Raw genomic sequence first — 16452 nt, 5'->3', positions numbered from 1 at the left:
AGCAAGGGGCGCGAGGTAGAGCCTCGCGCCCCTTGCTCGTTGCCCGGGTGCCTAGTGGCGACGGGCGCTGCGACGACGGCTCGCGAAGAGCAGCCCGCCACCGAGCACGATCACGCCCGCGCCCGCCGCCGCGATCAGCGGGGCGTCACCGCCGCCGCCGGTGGAGGCCAGTACCGGGCCGGTGGGGCTCGGCGTCGCCGTGGCCGGCTTGCTGGTCGACGGGTGCACGCTCGGCGTCACCGAGTGCGAGGGCGAAGGTGACGGGCTGCTCGACGAGTGCGAGGGGCTCGGGCTCGGCGAAGTCACCGGGCAGACCGCGATGCTCTCGGTGAGCGTCTTGTTCCAGGCCGGGTTGTCCGGGTTCTCGGAGGTGGCGACCTTCACGACGGCGTCGATCGGCGCGGTGTGCTTCGGGTCGACGTTGAAGGTCTGCTCGAAGGAGTCCGGGAACTGCTGCGCGGCGATGACCGCCTTGCCGCCGATCGTGACACTGACCGTGTTCTTGTACTTCGCGTCCGGGTTGTAGTTGCGCAGCTTGACCGTGACGGAGCCACAGGTCGAGCTGATCTCCTGCGTGTGCGCCGAAGCGACGCCCGCCAGCGCCAGGGGCGCGAGCAGCCCCACTCCCGCTGCCAGCGCAACCATCCCACCGGATATCCGACGCTTTACCGCCATATCGACTTTCCCTCCCGAACAGCCTTGGTACGGAAGGGCATTGCCCCTTCCAATTACCCCGAGGACCGGACTCTACCGGCCTCCGAGCGCCCTGCCATCCCCGCCGGACGGCTGAAATACGCGCGTTCGGTCAGCTCATCACAACCACTGCACCTGACACTCCGTATGACAGAAAATGAACCCCGATCGAACGCGAACGATCAATAAAGGATCATGCACAGCGATCGGCTGATCGTTCCGCCCCGAACTGTCCGTTTCACGGTTCCGCGCGGCACCGGATGGCCCCGCCCCAAGATCGGCAACCAGCCGACCTAGGATGGGCGGGTGCGTACCCCCTCCTCCCTCCTCGCCGACCGCTGGCACCCGTCCGCCGAGCTCGTCCGACGGGCCGCGCTGGCCGCGCTGGTGATGAGCATCGTCATCGTGGTCACCGGCGGCGCCGTCCGGCTGACCGGCTCCGGGCTCGGGTGCACGACCTGGCCCAAGTGCACGGGCGAGAGCCTCGTGCCGACCCCGAAGATGGGCATCTACGGCGTCATCGAGTTCACCAACCGGATGCTGACGTACGTGCTCTGCGCGGCGGTCGGCTGGGCGATCCTGGCCGCGCGCTCGCACAAGCCCTGGCGGCGCACGCTCACCAAGCTGGGCTGGGCGCAGTTCTGGCTGGTGATGAGCAACGCCGTGCTGGGTGGCATCACCACGCTGACCGGCCTCAACCCGTACGTCGTGGCGCTGCACCTGATCGCCGCGATGGGGCTGGTCTGGGTGGCCGTCCTGATGTGGGAGCGCTCGAAGGAGGGTGACGGTCCCGCGCAGCCCGTGGTGTCCCAGCCGCTGATCCAGCTGTCGCGCGTCCTGGTGACCGCGACCGGCCTGCTGGTCGTCGCGGGCACCCTGGTGACCGGGGCCGGGCACCACCCGGGCGCCTTCACCGACCTGAAGCACCCGGTGCCGCGCATCCCGCTCGACTACGACCGGCTCGCCCAGGCCCATGCCGACCTGGCGTTCATCACGGTCGGCCTCTCGCTCGCGGTGATCTTCGCCTTCGCCGCCGTCAAGGCCCCACCGGCCGCCCGGGCCCGCGCCCGCGAGCTGTTCGTCGTCCTGCTGGCACAGGGTCTGCTCGGCTTCGTCCAGTACTTCACCAACGTCCCGGAGATCCTGGTCGGCATCCACATGCTCGGCGCCACCCTGGTCTGGATCGCCGCCCTGCGCATCCCGCTCGCCCTGCGGCAGCGGCCCGAGGAGCCGGCACCCGCCGTCCCGGCCCAGGCCCTGCAGAACGCCTGACCGTACGTACGACGAAGGCCCTGACCGGCTCGGTCAGGGCCTTCGTCGTACGTACGGTCGATCAGCCGCCGAGCTGGATGCCGGCCATCCGCTTCCACTCGTACGGGCTGGTCCTCACCCGGAGGGCGAGCTCGCCCTCGAAGGAGTCGTGCAGCGTCAGCCCGGCCAGCTCGGCCGCCCGGCGGCCGACGGCGTACGTCGGGGCGACCTGGTCGCCCCAGGCGCCGTCCGCGCCGACCATGACGATCCGGGTGGCGATGCCGCCGACGTACTCGACGACACCGTCGGCGCTGCCGCCGTGCTGCTTGGCGAAGCTGCCGATGTGCTTGGCGATGCGCTTGGCACGGCGCTCGGCGCGGGCGTCCGGCGCGGCGGGGGTTGCGGTCTCTGCGCTGCTCATGTCCCGCATGCTACCGAGCGGTAGCCGGACTGGCGACGGCGAGGGCGTGTGCGGCGGGCCACACCCTGTGCCCCCGGCAGGTCAGAACACCGACCAGCCCGTCGCGGTGGTCAGCGCGTCCAGTGCGGCCACTCCCAGGACCGAGTTCCCCGCCGCGTCCAGCCCGGGGCTCCACACGCACACCGCGCCCCGCCCCGGGAGCACCGCCAGCACTCCCCCGCCCACCCCGCTCTTGCCCGGCAGCCCCACCCGGAAGGCGAACTCACCCGCCGCGTCGTACGTACCGCAGGTCAGCAGCACCGCGTTCACCCGCTTGGCCTCGCTACGCGTCAGCAGCCGGGAGCCGTCCGTGCGCAGCCCGTGCCGGGCGAGGAAGAGACCCGCCAACGCCAGGTCACGGCAGCTTGCCGAGATGGCGCAGTGCGCGTAGTAGTGCGCCAGCACGCTGTCCACCGGGTTGCGCAGATTGCCGTAGCTCGCGATGAAGTGGGCCAGTGCGGCGTTCCGGTGACCGTGCCGCGCCTCCGAGGAGGCCACCCCGTCGTCGGTGGCGATCAGCCGGTTGCCGGACTCGGCGCGCAGGAAGTCCCGGACCGTGCCGGCCGCGTCACCGGTCAGTTCGAGCAACCGGTCGGTGGCCACCAGCGCGCCCGCGTTGATGAACGGGTTGCGCGGGATGCCCTGCTCGGACTCCAGCTGCACCAGCGAGTTGAACGGGTTGCCGGACGGCTCCCGGCCCACCCGCTGCCAGATCCCGTCGCCGCCCTCCGCCAGCGCCAGCGCGACGGTGAACAGCTTCGAGACGCTCTGGATCGAGAACGGGTGCTCCCAGTCCCCGACCCCGTGCACCTCGCCGTCGACCGTCGCCAGCGCCATCCCGAACGCCTCCGGGTCGGCGGCGGCGAGCGCGGGGATGTAGTCGGCGGGCCGCCCCCGGGCCGGGAGCCTTCGGGCGGTGTCCATCGCGTCGCGCAGTAGCTGCTGGTAGTCCACCCGGACATTCTGCACATTGTCATTCCGCACGGCTCCCTCCGGGACGGGCCATGTCGCGAAATCCCACCGCCCGCCGAAGTTCACCCCACTCGTCCCACCGGCCCGGATCTGGACACCGCCTACCGGGCAGCCGAGAATCGGTCCATGACGCCCCCTGAGTTTCTGACGCGAGTGGCACGCCCGTCGGAGGCCGAACGGGAGAGAGCTCTCGGGACCCTGCGCGACAACCTCGGCAGCGGCCGGCTCTCGCAGGACACCTTCATGGGCCGGATCGAACTCGTCCTGACCGCCCGCAGCCGGGCCGAACTGGACGCCGCGCTCTTCGACCTGCCCGCCGACCGCCGGGTCTCCCGGCTGCTGCTGCGGACGGTGGGCCAGCTGTCCGCCTTCACCGCCCGGCTCCGCAACACCTGGCGCACCGAACAGCTCCCCGGCCTGATCCTCCCCGCACCGGGCACCCGGCCGGTCCGGATCGGCCGCCTCCAGGGCTCCGACCTGCGCCTCGGCGACAGCTCGGTCTCCCGCACCCACGCCGAACTCCGCCACGACACCGACGGCTGGATCCTGCACGACCTCGGCTCCAGCAACGGCACTCACGTCAACGGCCTCCGCGTGATCGGCGCCGTCCGCGTCCACCCGGGCGACCAGGTCACCTTCGGCATCCTCAACTTCCGCCTCGCGGCGGGGTGATGGGAGTGGGGCGCCGGCAGCCCGGCTGCCCACTCCCATCCGTCAGCCCTTGACGCAGACCACCTGCTTGAGCTGAGCCACCACCTCGACCAGGTCCTTCTGCTGGGCCATGACCTTCTCGATCGGCTTGTACGCGCCCGGGATCTCGTCGACCACGCCGCTGTCCTTGCGGCACTCGACGCCCTTGGTCTGCTCCGCCAGGTCCTCGGCGGTGAACCGCTTCTTGGCGGCGGTGCGGCTCATCTTCCGGCCGGCGCCGTGCGAGGCCGAGTTGAACGCCGCCTCGTTGCCGAGACCACGGACGATGTACGAGCCGGTGCCCATCGAGCCCGGGATGATGCCGTAGTCGCCGGAGCCCGCCTTGATCGCGCCCTTGCGGGTCACCAGCAGCTCGACGCCGTCGTACGTCTCCTCGGAGACGTAGTTGTGGTGGCAACTGATCACGCTCTCGAAAGCGACCTTGGCCTTCGGGAACTCGCGCCGGACGATGTCCTGGAAGAGCGCCATCATGATGGCCCGGTTGTTCTTGGCGTACTCCTGCGCCCAGAACAGGTCCTGACGGTAGGCCGCCATCTGCGGGGTGTCCGAGATGAAGACCGCGAGGTCGCGGTCGATCAGGCCCTGGTTGTGCGGGAGCGAGCGGGCGACCTCCATGTGGTGCTCGGCCAGTTCCTTGCCGATGTTGCGCGATCCGGAGTGCAGCATCAGCCAGACGGCACCGGTAGAATCTGTACAAACTTCAATGAAGTGGTTGCCCGAGCCGAGTGTCCCCATCTGCTGCATGGCCCGCTCGCGCCGCCACTTCACGTCGTGAGCCACCCCGTCGAAGCGCTGCCAGAAGTCGTCCCAGCCCGCCGTCGCGAAGCCGTGGAGCTTGCGCGGGTCGACCGGGTCGGAGTGCATGCCCCGGCCGACCGGGATGATCTGCTCGATCTTGGAGCGCAGCCGGGAGAGGTCGTCCGGGAGGTCCTTGGTGGTGAGGGAGGTCTTGACGGCGCTCATGCCGCAGCCGATGTCAACGCCCACGGCGGCGGGGCAGACCGCGCCGTTCATGGCGATGACGGAGCCGACGGTCGCGCCCTTGCCGAGGTGGACGTCGGGCATCACGGCGAGGCCGTGCAGCCAGGGCAGGGAGCTGATGTTGCGCAGCTGCTGCATGGCCTGACCCTCGACCGTGGCCGGGTCGGTCCACATCCGGATCGGTACTCGGATGCCGGGAACTTCGGTGTACGACATGGTGGATCGACCTCCAGGGGTCGGTTGGTTCAAGCCTAGGTGTGATGTGCTGCCGCGCGAAGCTTCCGGCGTGGCTCGGGGAAGTCTGAGTAGGCGCCGCTCAGGCGGAAAAGCGGAGGGACAGCGGTCGTCGTGGGGAGCTGTAGCGCCTGGTGGCTTGCTCGACCCGCATGGTGACCGCCTCCTCTCCCGGTGTTGTGCGCCTGACTGGCTGCGGGAGCTATCTACCCACATCGAAAGTGCGGGCGGCAAGGGATTAAACGACGGCGGCCCGGCGGAGCGCTGACGCTCCGTCGGGCCGCTGGACGCGCAGGGGTCAGGTGGTGATGACGGTGACCTCGCCGATGCCGAGTTCCCTGATCGGGTCGGCGATCACCGAGGCGTCGCCGACCAGCACGGTGACCAGGCGGTCGGGCGGGAAGGCCGCGACGACGGCTTCGGTGGCGGTGGCGGTGTCGAGGGCGGCGAGCTGCCGGTAGACCTCGGCCTGGTAGCCGTCGGGCAGGTTCTGCTCGACCTGGTCGGCCAGGGTGCCGGCCACCGATCCGGCGGTCTCGTACTTGAGGGGGGCCACGCCGACCAGGTACTGGACGGCTTCGTCGCGCTCGGCGTCGGTGAGGCCCTCGGCGGCGAGGGTGCGCAGGATGGTCCAGGTGTCGGCCAGGGCGGGGGCGGTCGAGGCGGTGTCCACCGAGCCGCTGATGGCCAGCAGCGCGCGGCCGGAGCCGTCGGCGGCGGACCGCAGGGGCTGGGCGAAGGAGCGGACGCCGTAGGTGTAGCCCTTCTCCTCGCGCAGGACGCGGTCCAGCCGGGAGGTGAGGGTGCCGCCGAGGCAGTAGGTGCCGAGCAGCTGGGCGGGCCAGGCGGGGTCGTGGCGGTCCGGGCCGATCCGGCCGATGAGCAGCTGGGTCTGGACGGAGCCGGGGCGGTCGACGACGATCACCCGGCCGTGGTCGTCGGCGGTGACCGGGGCGTGGGTGTTGGGGGTGGCGGGGGCGGCCGTCCAGGTGCCGAGGGTGGCTTCGAGGAGGGCGGTCAGGTCGATGCCGGTGAGGTCGCCGACGACCACCGCGGTGGCGGTGGAGGGGCGGATGTGGGCGTCGTAGAAATCCTTGACGGCCGCGCGGGTGATGTTCTTGACGGTGTCGGCGGTGCCGCTGCGGGCGCGGGAGAGCCGGTCGGCGTCGTCGAACAGCGAGGCGTAGAGCGCCTTGGCGGCGCGGCGGCCCGGGTTGGCCTGCTCGTGGACGATCTCGTCGAGCCGGTTGGCGACCAGCCGCTCGATCTCGTCCTCGGGGAGCCTGGGGGCGCGCAGGGCGTCGGCGAGAAGCGTGAGACCACGCTCCAGACGCGAGGCCGGGACCTCGAGGGAGACCCGGATGCCGGGGTGGTCGGCGTGGGCGTCGAGGGTGGCGCCGGCGCGTTCGAGTTCACCGGCGAACTGCTCGGCGTCCATGGTGTCGGTGCCCTCGTTGAGGGCCCGGGCCAGGATGTTGGCGATGCCGTCGAGGCCGTCGGGCTCCAGGGCGAGCAGGGCGTCGACGTGGATGTCGACGGCGACCAGCTGCTGGCCGGGGCGGTGGCAGCGCAGCACGGTGAGGCCGTTGCCGATGGCGCCGCGCTCGGGGGCGGGGAAGGCCCAGGGGGTCGGCGTGCCGGGGGTCGGCTGGGGGTGGAAGGTCATGGTGGGGGTTGCGTCGCTCATGCCGCGTCCTCCTCGGTCTGGTCGTCGTTGGAGGCGGCCGCGCTGTCGTCACCCTCGCTGGTGGTCGGCTCGTACACCAGGACGGCCCGGTTGTCCGGTCGCAGCCGGGCGGCGGCGATGGCCTGGACCTCTTCGGCGGTGATGTCGAGGACCTTGTCGAGGGCCGAGTTGAGGAGTGCCGGGTCGCCGAACAGGACGGCGTAGCGGCAGAGTTCGTCGGCGCGGCCGGCCACGGTGGTGAGGCGGTCGAGCCACTCGCGCTCGATCTGGGCCTGCGCGCGCTCCAGTTCCTCGGGCGTGGGGCCTTCGGCGGCGAAGCGGGCGAGTTCCTCGTCGACGGCGGTCTGGATCTGCTCGATGGTGGCGTCGCCGGAGGTCTTGGAGTCGAGCCAGCCGAGCGAGGGTGCGCCGGCGAGGCGGAGCAGGCCGAAGCCGGCGGTGACGGCGGTGCGGTCGTGGCGGACCAGCCGGTTGTACAGGCGGCTGGATTCGCCGGAGCCCAGGATGGTGAGGGCCAGGTCGGCGGCGTCGGCCTCGCGGGTGCCGTCGTGCGGGAGGCGGTAGGCGGCCATCAGCGCGCGGGAGGGGACGTCCTCCTCGACCAGTTCGCGGATCTCGGCGCCGATCAGGTCGGGCAGCGAACCGTCTCGCGGCGGCTGCTTGCCGTCGTGGGCGGGGATGGTGCCGAAGTACTTCTCGACCCAGGCGATGGTCTGCTCGGGGTCGAGGTCGCCGACGATCGAGAGCACCGCGTTGTTGGGTGCGTAGTACGTGCGGAAGAAGGTCCGCGCGTCCTCGAGGGTGGCGGCGTCGAGGTCGGCCATCGAGCCGATGGGGGTGTGGTGGTACGGGTGGCCCTCGGGGAAGGAGAGCCCGGTGAGCTTCTCGAAGGCGGTGCCGTACGGGACGTTGTCGTAGCGCTGGCGGCGCTCGTTCTTGACGACGTCGCGCTGGTTCTCCATGGACGCGTCGTCGAGTGCGGCGAGCAGTGAGCCCATCCGGTCGGCCTCGAGCCAGAGTGCGAGCTCGAGTTGGTGTGCGGGCATGGTCTCGAAGTAGTTGGTGCGCTCGAAGCTGGTGGTGCCGTTGAGGGAGCCACCGGCGCTCTGGACCAGTTCGAAGTGCCCGTTGTTGGAGACGTTGGCGGAGCCCTGGAACATGAGGTGTTCGAAGAGGTGCGCCAGTCCGGTGCGGCCCTTCACCTCGTGTCGGGAGCCGACGTCGTACCAGAGACAGACAGCGGTGACCGGGGTGAGGTGGTCCTCCGAGAGCACGACGCGCAGGCCGTTGGCCAGGCGGTGCTCGGTGATGGGGATACCTCGGGTGGTGGCGGGGGCCGGGTTGGCCATGCGGTTTCCGGTCCTTTCCAGGAAGAAGAGTCTTCCCGTCTTCGACGTTCTGGTCGGGGGCGACTGCCGATCCCCCATTCTGGTGCAACGCGTGAGGGCGCGGTATGTGCCCGCGCGGACAGCGCGTTCGCCACGGGCGGAAGTGGTGGCCGAGAGCGTGGGTGACGGGCCCTGGGCGGTGGCTGTCGGTGCGAGGGTCCACAATGGGGGTCGCCGTGCCCCGGCGCGGACCCAGTAGTTACAGATAAGTAGTTACAGGACGACGAAGCAGACAGACGTAAGGGAGCCCCGCCGCGATGGCCCGCCGCAGTTCGCCCACCCCGCCGCCCGGAGACTTCGAGGAGCGCATCCTCGATGTCGACGTGGTGGACGAGATGCAGGGCTCCTTCCTGGAGTACGCCTACTCGGTCATCTACTCCCGCGCGTTGCCGGACGCCCGGGACGGTCTCAAGCCGGTGCACCGCCGGATCCTGTACCAGGCCAACGAGATGGGCCTGCGCCCGGAGCGCCCGCATGTGAAGTGCGCGCGGGTGGTCGGCGAGGTGATGGGCCGGCTGCACCCGCACGGTGACGCGTCGATCTACGACTCGGTCGTCCGGATGGCGCAGCCGTTCTCGATGCGGCTGCCGCTGATCGACGGGCACGGGAACTTCGGTTCGCTGGGCAACGACGACCCGCCGGCCGCGATGCGGTACACGGAGTCGCGGCTCACGGCGGCGTCGATGGCGCTGGTGGAGTCGATCCACGAGGACACCGTCGACTTCGGGCCGAACTACGACGGCAGCGAGCAGGAGCCTCAGGTGCTCCCGGCCGCGTTCCCGAACCTGTTGGTGAACGGCACGTCGGGGATCGCGGTCGGCATGGCGACCAACATGCCGCCGCACAACCTGTCCGAGGTGGTGGCGGCGGCCCGTCATCTGATCAAGAACCCGGGTGCGGATCTGGACACGCTGATGCGGTTCGTCCCCGGCCCGGACCTGCCGACGGGCGGCCGGATCGTCGGGCTGTCGGGCATCCGGGACGCGTACGAGACCGGGCGTGGCACGTTCAAGATCCGGGCGACGGTGTCGATCGAGTCGGTGACGGCCCGTCGTAAGGGCATCGTGGTCACCGAACTGCCGTACACGGTGGGTCCGGAGAAGGTGATCTCGAAGATCAAGGACCTGGTCGGTTCGAAGAAGCTGCAGGGCATCGCGGACGTCAAGGACCTGACGGACCGTTCGCACGGGCTGCGCCTGGTGATCGAGGTCAAGAACGGCTTCGTGCCGGAGGCGCTGCTGGAGCAGCTCTACAAGCTGACGCCGATGGAGGAGACCTTCGGCATCAACAACGTGGCGCTGGTGGACGGCCAGCCCCTGACGCTGGGTCTGAAGGAGCTGCTGGAGGTCTACGTCGACCACCGGTTCACGGTGGTGCGGCGGCGCAGCGAGTTCCGGCGCCGGAAGCGCCAGGAGCGGCTGCACCTGGTCGAGGGTCTGCTGGTGGCGCTGGTCGACATCGACGAGGTCATCGCGATCATCCGCTCCAGCGACAACGCGACGCAGGCGAAGGAGCGCCTGATGGAGCGTTTCTCGCTGTCGGAGACGCAGACGGCGTACATCCTGGACACTCCGCTGCGTCGGCTCACGCGGTTCGACCGGGTCGAGCTGGAGGCGGAGCAGGCGAAGCTGAACAGCGAGATCGCCGAGCTGACGGAGATCCTGGAGTCGGACTCGAAGCTGCGCGGGGTGGTGTCGGGTGAGCTCGGCGCGGTGAGCAAGCAGTTCGGTACGGAGCGGCGGACGGTGCTGCTGGAGGCGGGTTCGGCGCCGAGTGCGGCGCTGTCGGTGCCGTTGGAGGTGGCGGACGACCCGTGCCGGGTGCTGCTCTCCTCGACGGGTCTGCTGGCGCGGACGGCGGACGGTGAGCCGTTCGAGCTGTCCGAGTCGCGGTCGAAGCACGACGTGATCGTGTCGGCGGTGCCGGCGACGGCGCGTGCGGACGTGGGTGTGGTGACGACGGCCGGGCGGGTGCTGCGGCTGCCGGTGATCGACCTGCCGGGCCTGCCGCCGACGCCTTCGCCGTCGTTGGCGGGTGGGGCGCAGGTGTCGGAGTTCCTGCGGTTGGAGGAGGGCGAGCGGGCGATCGCGCTGACCACGCTGGACGAGTCCTCGCCCGGTCTGGCGTTGGGCACGGTGCAGGGTGTGGTGAAGCGGGTGGTGCCCGAGTGGCCCGCGAACAAGGACGAGTTCGAGGTGATCGGGCTCAAGGACGGTGACGAGCTGATCGGGGCGGTGGAGCTGCGGACGGGTGAGGAGGACTTGGTCTTCGTCACCTCGGACGCGCAGTTGCTGCGCTTCCCGGCCGGGCAGGTCCGGCCGCAGGGCCGGCCGGCCGGCGGTATGGCGGGCGTCAAGCTGTCGGACGGCGCGAAGGTGCTGTCGTTCACGGCGGTCGATCCGGCGGTGGACGCGGTGGTGGTCTCGGTCGCGGGTACCTCGGGGACGCTGGCGGGCGAGGAGCAGAGCAGTTGGAAGGTCACGCCGTTCGAGCAGTACCCGCGCAAGGGCCGGGCGACGGGCGGGGTGCGCTGCCAGCGCTTCCTGCGTGGTGAGGACACGCTGTTCTTCGCCTGGGCCGGTGCGGCTCCGGCGCGGGCGGCGACGGCGAACGGTACGCCGGTGAGCCTGCCGGAGCGTGACCCGCGCCGGGACGGTTCGGGTACGCCGGTGACGGCGCCGATCGCTTCGGTGGCCGGTCCGGCGTAACGCCTGGTGCGGTCCAGCAGTTGGAGAGGGGGGTGCCGGTCGCGGCGCTCCCCTCTCTGCGGAAGGACCTGGGCGGTGGCGGAGGGCTTCGAGCTCGACCGGGCGCGGCTGGACGGGGTCTCCCGGCAGCTCGCCGGGTGCGGCGACCGGCTGCGGGCCGTCAGCAGGCGGATCGCGGGCCTGGGCGGCGAGCGGCGGTCGGGCAGCGGCGAGCTGGACCATGCCTGCGCGGGCTTCGCCGAGGAGTGGCACGACGGCCTCGGCAGGTTGGCGCATGCGGCCGACCAGTTGCACGCGGGCCTGGAGCGGGCGCTGCGGGGGTACGCGGAGCACGAGGACGCCACGGCTCAGGCGCTCGCCGCTCCGGGGTTCGGCGCTCACGGGCTCGGCGCTCATGGGTTCGGTGGCGGGTGAGCGACTGGCCCGGGATCGGGTTCTGCCCGGCGCCGGGGGATCTCGGTGCGATCGAGCGGCTGTGCGGGGATGTCGAGGCGGTGGCACGGGAGTTGGACGAGCTACGGCTCTCGCTCGCCGACCTGGGCCGGGCGGGCGGCGGCTGGGAGGGCGAGGCCGCGCGGGCTTTCGCGGCCCGGCTCGGCGAGCTGCCTGAGTACCTGGCGACGGGCGGGCGGTCCATGGCCGCCTGCTCGTCGGCCCTGCGGACCTGGCAGACGCAGCTGGCCGGCCACCGGGCCACCGGCGCGGCGCTGGAGGCGCAGGCGGTCGAGCTGCGCGCCCGGTTGAAGTACCGGGAGCCCGGTCCGACGAGCCAGGGCGGGCCTGGCCAGGACGAACTCGACGAGGTGATCGGCCGCGCCCGGCGGCAGCTCGACCGGCACCGCGAGGACGCGGAGGCGGCGGCGCGCGCGATCCGGGCGGCGTCCGGGGGCCATCCCCCCGCGCCGGGCCTCTTCGACCAGCTGCTCGGTGGTCTGCGGGCGGCCTGGCAGGGCGTCTCCGGCTGGTTGGTGGACCACGCCGATCTGCTGTCGACCCTCTCGGCGGGTCTGGCCATGGCCGCGCTGGCGGTGTCGTGGATCCCGGTGGCGGGGCAGGCGGCCGGTGGTGTGCTCGGTGGTGCGGCGGTGCTGTGCGGTGCGGCCGCGCTGGTCGGGCACGGGCTGGGCAAGGCCCGGGGCCGGGAGGTGTCCTGGCTGGAGATCGGCTCGGACGCCCTCGGTGCCGCTCCCGGCGGCGGCGCCGCCCTGGGCTTCGCGACGGCGGGCCGGGCCGCCGGTCTCGGTGAGCGGGTCGCGGCCGCCGGCCGGGAGGTGCTCTCGATGACGGCCGAGCCGCTCTCCGCCAGGGGGATCGCGGCGGCGCTGGAGCGGCTCACCGGCAGGCTGCTCGACCCGAAGCTGATCACGCTGCCGGTCAAGGGGCTGGGCCTGGGGTACCGGCTCGGCGACGATGGCGAGGAGACGCACGTGATCGCCCCTTCCGCCACGCCGTTCCTGCGGGCGCTGTGACGCTGTCGGTGCGCGCGGTGTTGCCGCCCGCCTTCCACGAGATCCCGGTGCGCGGGACGGCGGAGGAGATCGCCGGGCAGCTCTGGGAGCTGGCCTGCGAGGTGCTGGCGGGCGAGCCGGACGAGGTGCGGCTGCGCTGGACGGCGATGCTGGTCGCGCTCGTCCCGCCGCTGGCGGAGGCCGGGGTGCGGTACGCCGGGATCTGCCTGGCCGAGCTGGACGGCAGGCCGAGCACGGCTACCGTCCTGATGTCGGTCAAGCCGTTCACGGAAGGCGTGGACGCGATGGTCCGACAGCTCGCGCAGGCCCGGCCGGACGCCGAGGTCACCCGGGTCGAACTGCCGGCCGGACCGGCGGCCGTCCTGACCGCCGGCAAGGTCACGCCCGTCCAGGCCGGCGGGTGGATCACCACCTCGGTGCTCCAGGCGCACCTGCCGGTTCCGGACGGACCGGAACTGCTCTCGCTGGAACTCAGCACCCCGTGCGCCGAGGACTGGGAGCTCTACTCGGGCGTGTTCGCCGCCGTCGTGCGCAGCATCGCCTTCACCCGTTCTCCCCCGGTCAACCGAGCGGCGGTAGGGTTCCCCGAGTGATCACCTGCGCCACACTGTCGAGTGAACTGACCGAGCCACTGGCCGCCACCGCCGCGACCGCCACCACCTGGCTGCTGATCGAACAGACCGGCCCCTGGGGCGCCAAGGCGCTCACCGAGAGCCACCTCGATCCGGCGGTCGGCCAGGGCATCGATGCGGCTTGCACCGGTACGGGCGTACGGGCGGCACTGATCCGGCGGCCCGGACGGCACGCCGACGCCGGGGTGGACGAGCGGTACGAGGTGATCGTCGCGCACACCGCGCCCGGCCGCTCCTGGGTCCGGCGCACGACCGTCGCCGACGCCGCCGAGCTGCTCACCCTGGACTTCGCCGCGCTGGGCGCGGGCGAGCACGGCGGCCTGGGTGTGGCGCACCCGGGCGGCCCGATCGCGCTGGTGTGCACCAACGGCCGCCGTGACCGCTGCTGCGCGCTGCTCGGCCGCCCGCTCGCCGCCGAACTGGCGACCGCCGGCCACAGCGAGGTCTGGGAGGTCACCCACCTCGGCGGGCACCGCTTCTCCCCCACCATGCTGGTGCTGCCGTACGGCTACGCGTACGGGCGGCTGACCGAGGCCACCGCCAAGGAGGTGCTCGCGGCGACGGCCACCGGGCACACCGTGCCGGAGTGGTCGCGTGGACGCTCGTACTGGGACCGTCCGGGCCAGGCCGCCGAGCAGGCCGTCCGACTGCTGACCGGCGAGACCGGCGTGGACGCGCTGACGCTCACTCAGCAGCCGGTCTCCGACGGCCGGTGGACTGTCTCGGTGCGGCACGCCGACGGTCGGAGCTGGGACGTCGAGGTGACGCAGACCGCAAGCGAACCGGCCCGACCCGAGAGCTGCGGCAAGACCCCGGGCAACCCGACCCGGATGGACGTACTTACCATCACCGAAGGCTGACAGGGGCGCCGGGCCCTGGATGGTGCAGCTAACTCACTCTGTAGCGGTGTTCCGGGCGGCCGGTGGTGCCGTAGCGGAGTTCCAGGCGGGCCAGGCCCTCGCGGACCAGGTAGGAGAGATAGCGCTGAGCGGTCGCGCGTGAGACGCCGGTCTGTTCGGCGACCTGGGCCGCCGACAGGTCGCGGCCGTTGGCACGGACGGCGGCCAGGACGAGGGAGAGGGTCGGGGCCGAGTGGCCCTTGGCGGGGACGGCGGGGAGGGTGGTCGGACGGGTGGCGCTGAAGAGGGCGTCCACCTCGGCCTGGCCGTTCTCCGCGATCGGGTCCAGGGCCGCGACCCGCTCCCGCAGCTCGCGGTACGCGGCCAGCCGTTCTTCGAGGGCGGCGAAGCCGAAGGGCTTCACCAGGTAACCCGTCGCGCCGAGTTGCATCGCGGAGCGGACGGACGCGATGTCCCGGGCCGCCGTGATCATCAGGGCGTCGGGGCGGTCGCCGTCCAGTTCCGCGAGCAGCCGCCGCAGGACCTCCAGGCCGCTGCCGTCCGGCAGGTAGACGTCGAGCAGCAGCAGGTCGGGCGTCAGCTCGCGGACGGCGTCCACCGCCGCCGCGACCGAACCCGCCTGCCCGATCACCTCGAAGCCCGGGACCCGGCCCACGTAGGCCGAGTGGATGGCGCTCACCCGGAAGTCGTCGTCCACCACCAGCGTCCTGATCACCGCACACCCTCCAGTACGTTCGGCACCACCGTGAAGACCGCTCCGAGCGGGGCGGGGTCGTCATCCGGCAGTGGCAGCACCACGGTGAAGACGGCCCCCGGCCCCTCGCTCACGGTGATCGTGCCGCCGTGCCGCTGCACCAGCCGGTGGACCAACGCCAGCCCGAGGCCGCGTCGGGCGGTGCCCCGGTCCGGGCTGGTCGACCAGCCGTCCTCGAAGATCGATTCGGCCGCGCCGGGCAGGATTCCAGGCCCGTCGTCGGCGACCCTCAGCAGGATCTCGTACTCCGACTCCACCAGCGAGAGCCTGACCTCCCCGCCGCTGCCCACCGCCTCCACGGCGTTGTCCAGCAGGTTGCCGGTGATGGTGAGGAGCCGCCGCAGGTGGCCGGGCTGCTCGCCGAGCCGGGAGTCCTCGGTCAGCACGACGCGGACCCCGCGTTCGGTGGCCACCGCGGTCTTGGCCACGATCAGTCCGATCATCAGCGGGTTGGCGATCCGCTCCCGGACGCCCTCGGCGAGCGCGGGCTCGGCCTGGCCGAGCTCGACGGCGTACTCCAGGGCGGCGTCGTGCTCGCCGAGTTCCAGCAGGCCGGCGAGGGTGTGCATCCGGTTGGCGAACTCGTGCTGCTGGGCGCGGAGCGCATCGGTGAGACCGCGTACGGAGTCCAGCTCGCGGAGCAGGCCGACCAGCTCGGTGCGGTCGCGGACGGTGACGACGGCGCCGAGCTCGCGGCCGTGCAGGACGACCGGCATGCGGTTGACGGCCAGGCAGTGGCTGTCGGTGAGGACGGTGAGGTCCACGCCCTCCAGGGTGCCGTCCAGCGCCCGGCGCAGCCGCCCCTCCGGCAGCACCTCGTCGAGCCGGGAGCCGAGCCCGGTGCCGAAGCCGAGCAGTCGGCGGGCCTCGCCGTTGACCACGCTGATCCTGCCCTGCGGGTCGAAGGCGATCACGCCCTCCTTGATGCCGTGCAGCATCGCCTCGCGGTCCTGGAGCAGCCCGGCGATCTCCTCCAGTTCGAGGCCGAAGGTGGAGCGCTTGAGCCGGCGGGCGAGCAGGTAGGAGGCGACGGACCCGACGGCGAGGGCGATCGCGGCGAACAGGCCGAAGGTGGGCAGTTCCCCGAGCAGCCGGCCGACGGCCTGTTTCTCGGCGATGCCGACGGAGACCTCACCGATCACGTCGCCGGCCGGGTCGCGCAGCGGCACCTTCGCGTTCGCCGACCGGCCGGTCGCACCGTTGTCCATCCCGGTGTACGTGCGGCCGTCCAGCACGACGAGCGGCTCCTCCACGCGTTTGCCGATCAGGATGGGCTGCGGGTGGGAGTGCCGGATCTGGTGCAGGTCGATGACCACGACGTAGGTGGCTCCGGCGGCGTGCTCGATCCGGCCGGCGACCGTCCTGACCACGTCCCCGCCGGTGCCGTCGGCCATGGCCTGGACGATCTGCGGGTCGGTGGCGGCGGTCTGCGCGATGGCGAGCGCCCGGCTCTGGTACTCGTGGTCCAGCGCGTCCCGCTGCGCGTAGGCGAACAGTACGAAGCCGATGGCGCTGGTGATGGCCAGGATGGCCAGCTGACCGGCCAGAATCCGGGCCGACAGCTTCCTGCCCCGGCCGGGCCGTCGAGCCATCGGGGTTACCTCCGTACCGCGCATCCCCCCGTCGCGCACCAGCGTGTGTCAGCCGAGTGT

15 protein-coding genes are annotated in these 16452 nt (G+C 71.8%); 7 read left to right on the top strand and 8 right to left on the bottom strand.

Annotation, left to right across the window (positions count from 1 at the left end):
* Positions 1–51: 51 nt before the first annotated feature.
* Positions 52–675, bottom strand: coding sequence for an LPXTG cell wall anchor domain-containing protein (locus P3T29_RS11060; RefSeq protein WP_280716164.1), 624 nt, complete (start codon positions 673–675; stop codon positions 52–54).
* 324 nt (positions 676–999) lie between these two features.
* On the opposite strand from P3T29_RS11060, the gene P3T29_RS11055 reads away from it, so the two are divergent.
* Entirely contained in the window at positions 1000–1965 is a 966-nt protein-coding gene (locus P3T29_RS11055; RefSeq protein WP_280716163.1) for a COX15/CtaA family protein, read from the top strand.
* 61 nt (positions 1966–2026) lie between these two features.
* Here the strand turns inward: P3T29_RS11055 and P3T29_RS11050 are convergent, their stop codons facing one another.
* Both P3T29_RS11050 and P3T29_RS11045 read right to left on the bottom strand, forming a co-directional pair.
* Positions 2027–2365 carry a hypothetical protein gene (locus P3T29_RS11050; protein WP_348532815.1) on the bottom strand — a complete coding sequence of 113 codons (339 nt, stop codon included), beginning with the start codon at positions 2363–2365 and terminating at the stop codon, positions 2027–2029.
* Positions 2366–2446: 81 nt separating this feature from the next.
* Positions 2447–3358, bottom strand: a complete 912-nt coding sequence (locus tag P3T29_RS11045) for a glutaminase (protein WP_280716220.1) — start codon at positions 3356–3358, stop codon at positions 2447–2449.
* 144 nt (positions 3359–3502) lie between these two features.
* Between P3T29_RS11045 and P3T29_RS11040 the strand changes: the two genes are divergently transcribed.
* Positions 3503–4048 (top strand): DUF1707 and FHA domain-containing protein, encoded by a 546-nt coding sequence (locus tag P3T29_RS11040; protein WP_280716161.1) that lies wholly within the window; start codon positions 3503–3505, stop codon positions 4046–4048.
* 42 nt (positions 4049–4090) lie between these two features.
* On the opposite strand, the gene P3T29_RS11035 is transcribed toward P3T29_RS11040, so the two are convergent.
* From P3T29_RS11035 to P3T29_RS11025, 3 genes are all read right to left on the bottom strand, one after another.
* A complete protein-coding gene (locus P3T29_RS11035; RefSeq protein WP_280716160.1) occupies positions 4091–5284 on the bottom strand; it encodes an RtcB family protein in 1194 nt (397 codons plus the stop codon).
* Between the two features lie 316 nt (positions 5285–5600).
* On the bottom strand, positions 5601–6989 hold the full coding sequence (locus P3T29_RS11030; protein WP_280716159.1) for a pitrilysin family protein: 1389 nt from the start codon (positions 6987–6989) through the stop codon (positions 5601–5603).
* A complete protein-coding gene (locus tag P3T29_RS11025; RefSeq protein WP_280716158.1) occupies positions 6986–8338 on the bottom strand; it encodes a pitrilysin family protein in 1353 nt (450 codons plus the stop codon). The genes P3T29_RS11030 and P3T29_RS11025 overlap by 4 nt, the downstream gene beginning before the upstream one ends.
* A gap of 296 nt (positions 8339–8634) precedes the next feature.
* On the opposite strand from P3T29_RS11025, the gene P3T29_RS11020 reads away from it, so the two are divergent.
* The 5 genes from P3T29_RS11020 (at position 8635) to P3T29_RS11000 (ending at position 14046) form a co-directional block, all read left to right on the top strand.
* A complete protein-coding gene (locus P3T29_RS11020) occupies positions 8635–11085 on the top strand; it encodes a DNA topoisomerase IV subunit A (RefSeq protein ID WP_280716157.1) in 2451 nt (816 codons plus the stop codon).
* A gap of 75 nt (positions 11086–11160) precedes the next feature.
* The gene (locus tag P3T29_RS11015) at positions 11161–11499 is read left to right on the top strand and encodes a hypothetical protein (protein ID WP_280716156.1); all 339 of its coding nucleotides are present in this window, start codon (positions 11161–11163) and stop codon (positions 11497–11499) included.
* Entirely contained in the window at positions 11496–12554 is a 1059-nt protein-coding gene (locus P3T29_RS11010; RefSeq protein ID WP_280716155.1) for a hypothetical protein, read from the top strand. The genes P3T29_RS11015 and P3T29_RS11010 overlap by 4 nt, the downstream gene beginning before the upstream one ends.
* Positions 12551–13147 carry a hypothetical protein gene (locus P3T29_RS11005; protein WP_280716154.1) on the top strand — a complete coding sequence of 199 codons (597 nt, stop codon included), beginning with the start codon at positions 12551–12553 and terminating at the stop codon, positions 13145–13147. The genes P3T29_RS11010 and P3T29_RS11005 overlap by 4 nt, the downstream gene beginning before the upstream one ends.
* Positions 13144–14046, top strand: a complete 903-nt coding sequence (locus P3T29_RS11000) for a sucrase ferredoxin (RefSeq protein WP_280716153.1) — start codon at positions 13144–13146, stop codon at positions 14044–14046. The genes P3T29_RS11005 and P3T29_RS11000 overlap by 4 nt, the downstream gene beginning before the upstream one ends.
* Before the next feature lie 28 nt (positions 14047–14074).
* Here the strand turns inward: P3T29_RS11000 and P3T29_RS10995 are convergent, their stop codons facing one another.
* Together P3T29_RS10995 and P3T29_RS10990 are read right to left on the bottom strand one after the other, a co-directional pair.
* Positions 14075–14761, bottom strand: coding sequence for a response regulator (locus P3T29_RS10995; protein ID WP_280716152.1), 687 nt, complete (start codon positions 14759–14761; stop codon positions 14075–14077).
* Complete coding sequence (locus tag P3T29_RS10990) at positions 14758–16392, bottom strand: sensor histidine kinase (protein ID WP_280716151.1); 1635 nt, start codon at positions 16390–16392, stop codon at positions 14758–14760. Before P3T29_RS10990 ends, P3T29_RS10995 begins: the two co-directional genes overlap by 4 nt.
* Positions 16393–16452 lie beyond the last annotated feature (60 nt).

This window comes from Kitasatospora sp. MAP5-34, from assembly GCF_029894335.1.
GTDB lineage: Bacteria > Actinomycetota > Actinomycetes > Streptomycetales > Streptomycetaceae > Kitasatospora.
The sequence above is the reverse complement of the archived record's forward strand: the minus strand, read 5'-3'. Positions and strand labels throughout refer to the sequence as shown.